Here is an 11,912-nt window from a genome sequence, read left to right on the forward strand (position 1 = left end):
NCGCCCGCAGCGCGGTGATCAGCCGGTGCGCGGTGAGCGGCTCGCGGCGCGACGGGCGCACCGCGACCCGGTAGCCCAGTGCCAGCGCCTGCGGCCACAGGGCGTGCACGCCGGGGTGGTTGCCGGCCGCGTGCACCGCGAAGACCTCCCCGCGCCGCGTCCACACCGCCCGTCCACCCTGGGTGGCCGGGTCGTGCCAGTCGTCGACGCTGGCCCGGGGCCTGGCCTGGCGGGCGTCCCGGCCGGCGCCGAGCAGCGCCCGCCAGGTCGTCTCGGTGGCGTGGCGCACGACCGAGATCGGCATCCCCGAGATCCGGCTGACCGCGTGGGAGTACTCGTCGACGGACAGTTCGGCGACGGTCTCGGTCGCGAACGACTCCCCGGCCCGGGCGAGCGCGGCGAGCCGGTCGGCGGTCGACAGCGGTTCGGCGGCCCGCAGCGCGGCGATGGCGCGATGCACGTACAGCGACGGCACCAGGCTCAGCTCGGCGATCGGGAGGCCGGCCAGGTCGGTGATCGGCAACCGGTTACGGGACCGGAAGGGGCCGCCCGGGCCGAGCGCGTCGAGTTCGATCAGCTCTGCCCGGCTGTCCGTGGGTCCGGCCCGGTTGGTCGCGGGCGGTGTGGCGGACGGGCTCCTGGCCGGCATCAGTACACCCCCTCGATCACCGGGGAGTCGCCGAACACGGCAACCGGCGAGACGTCGGCCACGGAGTCGCCCACCCGCCCGAGTGGCGGTTCGATCCGGGTCGCCTCGTCACGCTCGAGATTGTTGGGCAGCAGCGCCGACTTGCTGACGTGGTTCATCACCACGCGCCCGCGGCTGCCGTACGGCACCGGCTCGCCGGACTCCGGGTCGACCACCCGGAACGTGACGAACGGGGAGAACGAGTCGAAGATGCAGGGATCGTCCGGGGCGAGCCCGTCGCGTTCGATGGCGCTCGCGAGGACCATCGTGCTGCCGNAGCGCCCGATGATCCGGGTGTGGGGGAGGACCTCCGTGCGCAGCAGGTACCGGGTGTCCGGGTCCAGGTGCGCGCCGCCCCACTCGACGACCTGCACCCGCTCGGCGATCAGCCTGCGCAGCTCCTCGTCGCGGACGAGCCGTTCCAGCAGCGGCGGAGTGGCGATCAGCACGCCGATGTCCTGCGACTCCAGGACGGCGCGGGCCTGCGCGACGATGTGGTCGGCGTACTGGTCGGCGTGATCGGCCCGACCGGCCGCGATGCACTTCTTCACCCAGCGGGGATCGAGGTCGACCATGAAGCCCAACCGGCCGCGCAGCCGGACCGTCTCGCGGACGATCGCGCCGAACATGTGCGGTCCGCTCGGCGCCAGGGCGAGCCAGTCGACCCCCCGCGGGTAGTCGCGCGCGTCCATCTCCTCGTCGGTGCGGACGAGCAGGCGGGACATCCAGTCCGACATGATGACCACGTGCTTCGGCGGCCCCGTGGTGCCGCCCGAGTCGTAGACGCCGTACACCGCGTCGTCCTGCCCCGCGTAGCCCCGGGGGATCAGGTCCCCGGCGGGGACGTAGCGCAGCCGATCGACGATGTTGGGGAACCTGGCGAGGTCATCGATGGTGTGGATGTCCTCGCGCGGGTCGAAACCGAGGGTGTCGGCCTGCTCCAGCCAGAAGGGCGAACCGGTCCTGGGGTCGAAGTGCCAGCGCATCGCCGCCTCGATCAGTTCGATCTCGTCCGGGATGAGGTCGACCGGGCCGTCGAGGACCGGATCGCGGTGCAGCGTCGTCATCGGATGCAGCCTCCTGCCGCCTGCGCGTGCCATGACGGGCGACCGTGACACGGCCGGCGCAGCCGCCCATCGGCGGACGCCCTGCCTTCGAGTGCAGGTCGAACGGCTGCGGCTGTCAACCGCAGTGATCGCGTGGGGGAGCCGGGTCGGTCAGCAGCCGGGGCTCAGCGGGCCGGCCTTCAGGGCGGCCATCGCGCTGGTGATGAGGGGGGCGAGGTCGGTGCCGGCGGGCATCGTCGCCCAGGCCTCCATGACGATGTTGAGTGCCGCCAGGGCGCAGCCGGTCGCCACCTGGGTGGACAGGTCCGTGGCGGGCCGGCCGAGGCGGAACGCCAGCGCCTCCGCCAGGACGTTCTGGCCGCTGCGGGACGCCTCGACGAGCAGCCCTCGCATCCGGGGGAGCTCGGAGATGAGCCGCAGCAGGGTGCGAACCTCCTCGGGGTCCTTCTCGAGGTTCGACCACATGTGCACCATCGCTCGGCCGAGGGCGTCGGCGGGATGCTCGTGCGCCGGCCGTTCCCGCAGCGCCGCGATGAGCTCGGTCAGCTCGAAGTGCACGGCCTCGCGGAGCATGTCCTCCTTGAACGGGAAGTAGCGGAACACCGTGCGCGGACTCAGGTCCACCGCGGCCGCCACATCCTCGACCGTGGTCGCGTCGTAACCACGGGACATGAACAGCCGCAGGGCCGCGTCCGCGATCGTCGCGCGGATGCGCGCGCGCCGCCGCTCGGCCCGCGTCCGCTCGGCCCCACCGTCGCCGACCTCGGACGCGACCTCGAGGGAGCCCGAAGCCGGCGCCTCCCCGATCCTCGTCGTCACGGGTGTGATCATAGCGCGGACGAACGTGATTGTCATCTCTGACAGATTGGCAGAACTGACATTGTGGCATTGAATGTCAGGGAGCCGATCACTGTCGGCCGAGGTGGAGGGGGTCAGGACATGGCAACAGCTACGGACGCGGCGCAATCGCCGCGCCACGCGGCCGGCGGGAGCGGCTCGGCTGGCGGTGGCACCAGCAGGCGGGGACATCCGTGGCTCACCCTGGTCAGCGTCGCGCTCGGCGTGATCATGGTGGGGCTCGACGGCACCGTGGTGTCCATCGCGAACCCGCGGATCGCCGAGGACCTGCACGCGTCGCTGTCGGATCTGCAGTGGGTGACCAACGCCTACCTGCTGGCGCTTGCGGTGCTGCTCATCCCGGCGGGCAAGCTGGGTGACCGGTTCGGCCGGCGGCTGATCTTCCTGATCGGCGTGGTCGGGTTCGCCCTGACGTCGCTCGCGGTCGGCCTCGTCGGCTCGATCGAAGGCGTGATCGTCTTCCGGACGCTGCAGGGCGTCGCCGGAGCGCTGCTCATGCCGAACACGCTGGCGATCCTGCGCTCGGCCTTCCCGCCGGAGAAGCTGAACTCGGCCATCGGGATCTGGGGTGGCGCCTCGGCGATCTCGATCGCGGGCGGTCCGATCATCGGCGGTCTCCTCGTGGAGCACGTGTCCTGGGAGTCCGTCTTCTACATCAACGTCCCGGTGGGCGCGATCGCGCTGATCGTCGGGCTGTTCGTGNTCGCCGAGAGCCGCGACGAGTCGGGTTCCCACCGCTTCGATGCCCCCGGCCTGCTCACCCTGGGCGGCGGACTGTTCGCGCTCGTCTTCGGGATGATCAAGGCGCAGGGCTGGGGCTGGGGCTCCGGCAGGACGATCGGCTTCCTGGTCGCCGCCGTCGTGCTGCTGGTGCTGTTCGTGGTCATCGAGACCCGGGTCCGCGCGCCCCTGCTGCCGATGCGGCTGTTCCGCAACCGCTCGCTCAGCCTGAGCACGCTCATCGTGATGCTGACCTTCTTCGCGATGTTCGGGGTGCTGTTCTTCCTCACCCTGTACCTGCAGAACGTGCACGGATACTCCGCCGTCCAGGCCGGCGTGCGCACCCTGCCGCTGTCGGCGGTGTTCATGGTCAGCAGCCCGCTGGGCGCCGCCCTTAACGGCCGCTTCGGCCCGCGGGTCCCGATCACCATCGGGATGGCGCTGCTCCTCGCGTCGTTCGTCGTGCTCACCCAGCTCGAGCCCGACTCGTCCTTCAACCTGCTGTGGCCGCCGTTCGTCGCCATCGGCGTCGGCGTCGGGCTCATCATCACCGCCGCGTCCGATGCGATCATCGGCAACGCGCCGATCGAGGACTCCGGGGTCGCCGGCGGCCTGCAGTCCACGGCGACGCAGCTCGGCGGGGTGCTCGGCACCGCGGTGCTCGGCTCCGTGCTCGCCAGCCGGGTCGGGTCGGTGCTGGTCGACCGGCTGGTCGGCGCCGGGGTGCCGGCGGAGCAGGCCGGCAAGCTCGCGCAGGCCAAGGAGCTCGTCGGCCAGGGCCTGGTGCCACCGGCCACCGGCACGTCCGCGACCGTGCAGGGCGCGATCGAGGCCGGNAGCCATGCCGCGTTCATGAGCGGGCTGCACGTCGCCATGGTGATCGGCGCGGTGCTGTCCGGCGTGGCGATGGTGCTGGCGCTGTTCATCCGCCCCGGCCAGAATGCGGGCAACGCCGTCGCCCACGTCTGAGCGGCGGGTGTTGCGCTGGTGCGCCGACGTCCCCGTGCCTGCCCGCCGCGGATCCGCGGCGGGCAGGCACCGCCGGTCAGTCGCGCGACTGACCGATTCGTAGCCGGGCATCCGCAAGAAGGGCCGCCACGTCGCCGGCCGCCACGTCGCCGGCCGGCTGGCCGCCGTCCGTCCGGCCGGTCGGGAGTCCGCTGAGGGGCCGGCGTGCGGCGTCGCTGACATCCCAGCGGCGGAACGTCCCGTCCGTCGAGACCGTCGTGACGAGATCGTCCTGATCGGTCCAGAGCGCGTGGGTCACCGGCCCGGCATGGCCGATCAGGACGGTGATCCTCGCGCCGGTCTCGGCATCCCACACCGCCGCTGACCGGTCCGCGGAGGCGGTGAGGATCCGACGTCCGTCGGCGGACCAGGCAACGGAGCAGATCTCGTCCGCATGCCCGCTCAGGCGGTGCAGCTCGGTGAGATCGTCCCCCTCGGTCGCGGCGACGATGATGACCGTTCCATCGGTCGCACCCAGGCCGAGGCGGTCGCCACCGGGGCTCCAGGCCACGGCGGTGAGCACCTTGTCCGTTCCGAGTTCGGCCACCGTCGCCTCGGCGGTGTTGATGGTCAGCCGGGTGTCCTCGGCGACCAGGGCGAACCGCGGATCGACGGGATGCCAGGCCACGGCGCGCAGGAAACTCGGATGGGGGCGGCGTTCCGCCGCGTCGAGACTGCGTCCGTCCGCGGCATACCGGCGGATGACCCGGTCACGCGCGGCGGTGGCAAACGTGGTGCCGTCAGGTGACCACCGTGCATCCTCGACTCCGCCGCGCGCGGTCAGGACGTGCTCGACTTCGATCGCCGTGTCCGTGAGGCGCCAGATGCGTGCCGTGCTGTCGCGGGACGCGGTCAACAGACGGGTCCCGTCGGGGGACCAGGCCACCGCACGAACGGCGTCGCCGTGGTGCGTGCTGAAGCTTCGTCGTAGGTCGCCCGACGCTCCCATGATCACGATCTCGTGGTTGGCGTCCGGCCGATCCGGCGCCGCGACCGCCACCGCGAACTGGCCGGTCCTCGACGACCGGTCCATCGCCTGGGCCGCAGCGGGAAGCTCGGTCAGCCCGACCTGGACCGCCCCTGCCTTCCAGACCCGCGCGGTGCCGTCGTCGGCCACCGAAAGCAGTTGGTCACCGTGATGCGACCACGCCACGTCGCACACCCCCTGCTGGTGTCCCCGCAGCGTCAGCAGGCGCTCGCCGGTGTGGACGTCCCAGACGCCCACCGTCGTGTCCGCCGAGGCACTGGCGAGCCGGTCGCCGCGTGGCGACCAGCTCACCCGCCGCACCTGGTCGGTGTGGCCGGTGAGGATTCGGACCTCGTTCAGGTGGGCGAGGTCGAACACGCGAACGGTGTTGTCCTGCGCGCCGGTGGCAAGCGCACTTCCGTCCGGGCTGAAGCGAACGGCGCGCGCGGTCGCGCCCGGATGCGCGTGGAACCGGCGAGCGACACTGTCCTCGTCGGGAGACCAGAGGTCGATCCAGCCATCCTCGCGGGCGGCTGCGATCCGGGCCGCGTCGGGTGAGACGTCCGCGTCCCAGATCCGGACCAGAGCGGACGGGTCCGTTCTGCTCTCGGCCGTCAGCGTGCGGCTGCGATGCTGGCCGCGCTCGCGGAAGTTCCAGATGACCGCGTGGCCCGAGGCGCACGCGGTGAGCACCTGGGCGCCGGTGGGACCGAAGCGCACCGACCAGGGGCGGTCGGGCAGGGACAGCAGTCGTAGCTCGCGGCTTGCTTCCACGGACCACACCCGAGTCGTCTCGTCCGTCGACGTCGAGGCGATGATGTCCGCGTCCACCGGCGACCAGGCGACCGACCGAACCCACCCACCGGCGCCCTCTCGCTGGTCCGATCCGTGCGAGAGGGCCGTCACGATCGTGCCCGTGGCGACATCCCAGACCAGGATGCGGCCGTTGCGGGAGCCGGTCACCACCCGGGTGTCGTCCGGCGACCAGGCGACTCCCCACATGCCGGTCGAGCCATCCGAGAACTGGCACAGCGTCCGCGAGCTCGCCTCGGCGGTCTGCATCAGGTCACGCCACGCGGTCAGATCCGGTGCCGAGAGGATCATCGAGAAGGCCGACGGGTCGGTGCTCCAGGCTCTTCCTGTCAACAGCCGCAGGGCATCCTCGGGGCTCTGCCGGGCCAGGAGCATCGCCTCCTGCACAAGTTGGTCCAGCATCCGCTGCAGCGATATCCCGACGAGCTCCACGGCGTCGGCGGACACGTCGAGAGCCGCAAGGGCGTGCACCAGCCGACGCCAGCCCCACCCGGCCGCGTCCGTGATGACCACGTCGCTGGCGCTGAGCAGCTCGTTGGCGAGCTGGTACAGCCGGGACGGCACGATCAGATCATCGCCGCGCCGACCAGACCGCACCCACGCGGCGGTGGTCTCCTCGAGCTCACCGCGGCTGCGCAGCGAATCACGCAGCTGGTCCAGATGATCGCGCAGCCGCTGCCAGGCGGTGAACAGGCTCTCGTGCGCGACCTCCAGCGCGTTGTCCGCCGCGTCCCCGGCACCCAGCACCCTCAGCGTGATGTCATCCTGCTCGGTCGACAGGGCCGACCTTGCCGGTCCCAGCAACGAGCGTGTCGTGGTGAGGACACGATTGCGGACGAAGGGTNCGAGCAGCGGAAGATCGTCCGCGCTGAACTCGGCGATGGGCACCGGCCTGCGGATGTAGGCGAGATCTCGGCCGACCGACGCCAACCGGCCGAGCAGGTTCAGCACTCGCCGCTCGGCCGCCGGACGATCCGCGGGCAGCCCGGCCCTGACCCCCGCGTTCCCGTACGTCCGCAGCGCTGTCTCGAAGGCGTCGTTCGCCTGGCTCTCCAGGACGTCCTGAACCCGCCCTGCCTGCAGATAGTCATGGAGGCTGATCGCCCGGGGCTCCCGAAGCCCATCGTGATCGACGTGCTCCCACAGCCGTTGGAGGGCGAACGCGAGCAGCGGCAGCGATCCCCTGCCTNCATCCTCGACGATGGTGGCCAGCGCGTCCGTGTCGAACGACCAGCCCAGCATCGCCACCGGATCGTTGACGACCTGCAGGAGTCCCCGCGCGTCGAGCGGCTTGGCCACGTGCAGTTGCTGGATCAGATTACGCAGGGAGAAGCTTCTCAGGACAAGGTCGAGATAATCGGCCCGAATCGTGTAGACGAGCCAGGCATTCTCGTTGGAAGCCGCCACCAACGCGTCGGTCAGCACCTGCGCCTCCCGCCGGGCTTCGGCGGTCTGGCCGTCGGAGCCGGCCTGCGCGTCGGCGTGGCGATGGGCCTCGAGGCCGGTCCGGTCCGGTCNACCGGTCGAGACGCCGTCCGGATCCGGTCTCGCGGCGACAAGTTCCTCGGCCTGATCGAGAACGATGACTGCCTTCGCCGTCCCGCCGCTGTCGCGGACCTCGTGATCCACACCCGCGAGGAGCTCGCTCACCATCGTCACCAACGAGGCCGGTTCTGCTCGTAGCCGACTCTCGATGGCGTCGGCATCCTCCGGGTCGAGACCACCCTCGATCCGGGCTGCTGCCAGCGCCTGCGCAATTCCTGCGACCGCTCCGGCGCTCGGCGAGACCGGACCGATGATCAGCCATTTGTTCCAGCCGGTGGCGCGGTGTCNGGTGGGTGTGGACCGTAGTCGCGGGAGCAGCCCGGCGCGCACCAGTGAGGACTTGCCGACGCCCGAGGGTCCGATGACCGCCATGGCCCCGTTTCCGCGGCCACTCATCTCCTTCAGCAGGGCGGTGACATCGCGCTCCCGGCCGAAGAAGAACGGTCCGTCGAGTTCGTCGAAGGCCTTCAGGCCGGGAAAGGGGGAACGCGGGATGGCACCGGTCCGGACGCCGCTGTCGCGCAGGAAATCCACCAGTGCTGTCATCGCCGTCGCGACCGAGTCATCGTCGTCCGGCCGGACGACGATGGCCTGCAAATCCTGGGTCTGCGCCCGCGGCGCGCCCGGCGCCACCACGATCTCTATGAACGGCGCCGCCGGCTTCCGCTCCCGGAACAGCGCGACCTCGCTGATGCACCATTCGTTGTCGGCGCCGGGTGTGGTGATGGCGACGAACGCTTCGCTTTGCAGGAGGTTCCGTCGGATGTCNGCCCGCCAGGGCTGCCNTGGCCGGGGGCCGTGGCCGGGAGAGGTGTAGCTGTAGAAGTCGGCGTATCCCGCCTTTGTTAAGGCCTGGATAACGCGCTTCGTGAATGGACCACCGTCTGCCTCGTGAAAGCCGATGAAGATCTTGCCCACGCGCGTCCCCCGATGCGGTGTCCGATGTGGGCCCACTTTATTGCCACGGCCGGTGGCCCGGCAAGATCTTGTCAATGATGTCGCGCTGCCGTATGTTGGTCCGCCGCGCTCGTCAACTCGGAGACATGTCAGATGAAGATCGACTACTTCAACGACCCGAACGCCCCCGCGCCGAACAGCCTTACGCCGGTGGTGAACGTGGCCATCTGGGACGCGGCCGGCCGTCTGTTGCTGATCCGCCGCTCCGACGACGGTTACTGGTCGCTCCCCGGTGGGTTCATGGATTTCGGCGAACGCATCGCCGAAGCGGCTGTCCGGGAGGTGAAGGAGGAAGTCGGACTGGCCGTGCGGGTCACCGGGATCGTCGGCATCTACACGGATCCCGCTCATGTCACGGCCTTCGACAACGGGGAGGTCCATCAGCAGTGCACCGTCTGTTTTGAGGCGACCGTTGAGGGCGGCGCGGCCTCGATCAGCGCCGAGGCGTCCGCAGTGCGGTTCTGCACGCTTCCCGAGACCGCGGAACTGCGGATCCACCCGGTCATGCTCACCCGGATCCGGCACTGCTTCTCGTCCGACGGACAGGTACGAATCCAGTGAGGCTGGACACGCAGGTCAGCCNGGGTCCCATCACGACGGTCGACGAGGTCGGCCGAACGGCGGTCACGGCGCACGGGAGAGAACCGACGGGGTCAGTGTCCCGTGGTGTGCGCCAGGATGTCCCGACCGACGGTGACGGCGTCCTGTAGCGGGCCGAAGTGGCCGAGATGGCCGTAGGAGACGTGCCGGGCGGCCGGGAGCGCCGCGGCCAGCCCGGGCGCCGCGGGGACCAGCTCCGAATCGGACACCTCGCCGGTGGCGACGACGGTGGGCACCGCCGCCTTCGCCACCGTTCCCCAGGTGATGCGGCCGCTGGCCTCGAACGTGCGGGCCTCGGACTCGGCCCGGCAGCGCAGCCGCACCGTGCCGTCGGGAAGATCCTCGAAACCGTGCTCGACGTAGGCGGCGAGCGCGCCGGCGTTGAGCTCGCGCAGCGGCGGCCTCGCCGCGTACCGGGCCAGCGCCGCCGCCCGGGAGGGAAACACCTCCCGCCGCTTCCGGGCGGCGTCGGCCATCGGGTTCGACCTGGGCGGACGCAGCTGCGGCGGGAAGATGACCGGTTCGTAGACGTAGGCCGAGGCGAACGTCCCGGGATGGTCCGCCTCGGTCTGCAGGCCGATCGCGCCGCCCATGGAGTGACCGGCCAGGTGCACGGCGCCGGGGGAGCCGTCGGCGTCCGCTGCGGCCGCGGCCACCGCCCGCGCCGCGCTCAGCACGTCGTCGACCATGCTCACCCAGGCGAAGTCGCCGTCGTCCGGGGCCGGGGATTCACCGTGCCCACGCAGGTCGACCGCCCAGACCCGCCGTGATGCGCGGAGCAGGCGGGTCAGCGGCTCGTAGGCGCGCCCGCAGAACCCGGTGGCGTGGCAGAGCAGGATGGCCGGGCCGTCGCCACCGAGATCGTGCACGGCGATGGTCCGGCCCGGCCGGGTCGTCAGCCGCATGCGAGGCGTCGGTCGCTCAGGCGGGCCCCTCCAGCGCGAGCGAGCGGCCGATGACCTCCTTCATGATCTCGCTGCTGCCGCCGAGGATCCGGCTGATCCGCACGTCGCGGTACATCCGAGCGATCGGGTACTCCTCCATCCAGCCGTAGCCGCCGTGGAGCTGGACCCCGGCGTCGACCGCGTCGAACTCCAGCTCGGTGGCGAGCAGCTTCGCGGCGGCGGCCTCCTCGATGGTCAGGTCGCCGTCGACCTTGCCGCGCAGGCAGGTGTCCACGAAGCTCTGCACGGCCTGGGTGCGGGCGTGCAGCGCGGCGAGGACGAACCGGGTGTTCTGGAAGCTGCCGATCGTGGTGCCGAACGCCTTGCGGCTGCGCACGTACTCGGCGGTGAGCTGCTGGGCCCGCCGGGCGCTCGCGACGCTGCTGATCGCGATGGACAGCCGCTCGGAGGCGAGGTTGCGCATGAGGTAGTTCATCCCCCGGAACTCCTCGCCGATCAGGTTCGCGGCCGGCACGCGGGCGTCGGAGAAGAACAGCTCGGAGGTGTCCTGTGAGTGGGCGCCGACCTTGTCGAGCTTGCGGCCACGCTCGAAGCCCGGCGTGCCGCGCTCGACCGCGATGAGGCTGAGCTTGGTCGGCTGCTCCTGCGGCTGCGTCTTGACCGCGACGACGACCAGATCCGAGATCAGACCGTTGCTGATGAAGGTCTTGGCGCCGTTGAGGACGAAGTGGTCGCCGTCACGGATCGCCGTCGTGCGCATGCCGCGCAGGTCGCTGCCCGCGCCGGGCTCGCTCATCGCGACCGCGGTGATGATCTCTCCGGAGGCGTAGCCCGGCAGCCAGCGGGCCTTCTGCTCGTCGTTGGTCAGGTCGAGCATGTACGGGGCGAGCAGCTCGTTGTGCAGCTGCAACGCGAGGCCGCTGACGCCGGCGAGCGCGAGCTCCTCGGTGATCACCGCGTCGTAGCGCGGGTCGGTCATCCCGGCGCCGCCGAACTCCTCGGGCACCCGCAGGCCCAGCAGGCCCATCTCGCCCGCCTTGGTCCACGCCGCACGGTCGACGATGNCGTTGCGCTCCCACTCGTCGATGTGCGGCAGGCACTCCTTCGTGATGAAGGTCTGGACCAGCTCGCGGAACTCCTCGTGCTCGGGCTCGAAGATGGTGCGCTTCACAGGTTCGGCTCCCGTCCAGGTCCGTACGGCTCGCCTCGCATCATGGCAAATAGCGGACTGTGACGCCCGATTCGTAAGATCACCGCCCGGTCAGCCCGGTCAGCCCGGTCAGCCCGGTCAGCCCGGTCAGGCCGGTCAGGCCCGCCGGCCGGTTCGACCGGTTCGGCCGGTCGGGGATGCGGGCGGTCGGGGGTGCACGGTGCGGTGCGCCTCGCGATCGGTCCGCCGTGCCCGGAGCGCCCGGCNGTCATGGCGTCGCCACCGCGGTCCGCCGGGTGCGGCGCGCGGGCAATACCAGGAACTTAGGTTCTGATCGTGTAGGTTCGAGGGGTGCCGAGACGCGGTCAGGTGAAGGAGAAGCCCGAGGACCGGTTGGTGGACCGGGTCGGGCTGGGGGTGCTGGCGGCGCAGTTCCCGGACGCGCTGGTCGACCGGGTGGTCACCGAGACCGGTCGTCGCGAGAAGCGGACGCGGGACCTGCCCGCGGCGCTGATGGTCCGGTACGTGGTCGCGTTGGCGTTGTTCCCCTCGGATGGCTACGACGAGGTGATGCGGCAGGTGAAGGTCGCCGACGACTGGCTGGCAGACAGTGCCGGGCCGGTGAAGGTGCCGG

At 70.9% G+C, this 11,912-nt stretch carries 7 protein-coding genes and 9 pseudogenes; 4 read left to right on the forward strand and 12 right to left on the reverse strand.

What is annotated here, in order from left to right:
* Position 1: 1 nt before the first annotated feature.
* From FF86_RS58490 to FF86_RS26780, 4 genes and pseudogenes are all read right to left on the reverse strand, one after another.
* Positions 2 to 649: pseudogene (locus FF86_RS58490) on the reverse strand (aldehyde dehydrogenase); the annotation flags it as partial.
* Positions 649 to 964, reverse strand: a pseudogene (locus FF86_RS58495) (phenazine antibiotic biosynthesis protein); the annotation flags it as partial. The pseudogenes FF86_RS58495 and FF86_RS58490, both read right to left, overlap by 1 nt.
* Before the next feature lies 1 nt (position 965).
* A pseudogene (locus FF86_RS68550) lies at positions 966 to 1,755 on the reverse strand (phenazine antibiotic biosynthesis protein); the annotation flags it as partial.
* 150 nt (positions 1,756 to 1,905) lie between these two features.
* The gene (locus FF86_RS26780) at positions 1,906 to 2,574 is read right to left on the reverse strand and encodes a TetR/AcrR family transcriptional regulator (RefSeq protein WP_044887928.1); all 669 of its coding nucleotides are present in this window, start codon (positions 2,572 to 2,574) and stop codon (positions 1,906 to 1,908) included.
* 120 nt (positions 2,575 to 2,694) lie between these two features.
* Here FF86_RS26780 and FF86_RS58505 point away from each other — a divergent pair.
* A partial coding sequence (locus FF86_RS58505; RefSeq protein WP_242419686.1) for an MFS transporter occupies positions 2,695 to 3,315 on the forward strand: 621 nt, incomplete at its 3' end.
* A gap of 1 nt (position 3,316) precedes the next feature.
* Positions 3,317 to 4,169: pseudogene (locus FF86_RS58510) on the forward strand (MFS transporter); the annotation flags it as partial.
* A gap of 209 nt (positions 4,170 to 4,378) precedes the next feature.
* Here the strand turns inward: FF86_RS58510 and FF86_RS68555 are convergent.
* The 5 genes and pseudogenes from FF86_RS68555 to FF86_RS68575 form a co-directional block, all read right to left on the reverse strand.
* The coding region (locus tag FF86_RS68555; RefSeq protein WP_396230112.1) for a WD40 repeat domain-containing protein at positions 4,379 to 6,965 on the reverse strand (2,587 nt) is incomplete at its 5' end.
* Position 6,966: 1 nt separating this feature from the next.
* A pseudogene (locus FF86_RS68560) lies at positions 6,967 to 7,297 on the reverse strand (hypothetical protein); the annotation flags it as partial.
* Positions 7,298 to 7,311: 14 nt separating this feature from the next.
* Positions 7,312 to 7,638: pseudogene (locus FF86_RS68565) on the reverse strand (hypothetical protein); the annotation flags it as partial.
* Between the two features lies 1 nt (position 7,639).
* Positions 7,640 to 7,953 (reverse strand): annotated as a pseudogene (locus FF86_RS68570) (hypothetical protein); the annotation flags it as partial.
* A 1-nt stretch (position 7,954) separates the two neighbouring features.
* Positions 7,955 to 8,212, reverse strand: a pseudogene (locus FF86_RS68575) (hypothetical protein); the annotation flags it as partial.
* A gap of 504 nt (positions 8,213 to 8,716) precedes the next feature.
* Between FF86_RS68575 and FF86_RS26795 the strand changes: the two are divergent.
* Positions 8,717 to 9,184: an NUDIX hydrolase gene (locus FF86_RS26795; RefSeq protein WP_044887920.1), complete on the forward strand. Its 468-nt coding sequence runs from the start codon at positions 8,717 to 8,719 to the stop codon at positions 9,182 to 9,184.
* A 92-nt stretch (positions 9,185 to 9,276) separates the two neighbouring features.
* Here FF86_RS26795 and FF86_RS26800 read toward each other — a convergent pair whose 3' ends face one another.
* The 3 genes and pseudogenes from FF86_RS26800 to FF86_RS58515 all read right to left on the reverse strand — a co-directional run.
* Positions 9,277 to 10,128, reverse strand: coding sequence for an alpha/beta fold hydrolase (locus FF86_RS26800; protein WP_055870851.1), 852 nt, complete (start codon positions 10,126 to 10,128; stop codon positions 9,277 to 9,279).
* A gap of 16 nt (positions 10,129 to 10,144) precedes the next feature.
* The coding region (locus FF86_RS26805; protein ID WP_242419687.1) for an acyl-CoA dehydrogenase family protein at positions 10,145 to 11,192 on the reverse strand (1,048 nt) is incomplete at its 5' end.
* 1 nt (position 11,193) lies between these two features.
* Positions 11,194 to 11,299, reverse strand: a pseudogene (locus tag FF86_RS58515) (acyl-CoA dehydrogenase family protein); the annotation flags it as partial.
* Positions 11,300 to 11,629: 330 nt separating this feature from the next.
* Between FF86_RS58515 and FF86_RS26810 the strand changes: the two are divergent.
* The coding region (locus FF86_RS26810) for a transposase domain-containing protein (RefSeq protein ID WP_199865826.1) at positions 11,630 to 11,912 on the forward strand (283 nt) is incomplete at its 3' end.

The organism is Frankia sp. CpI1-P, from assembly GCF_001421075.1.
GTDB lineage: Bacteria > Actinomycetota > Actinomycetes > Frankiales > Frankiaceae > Frankia > Frankia torreyi.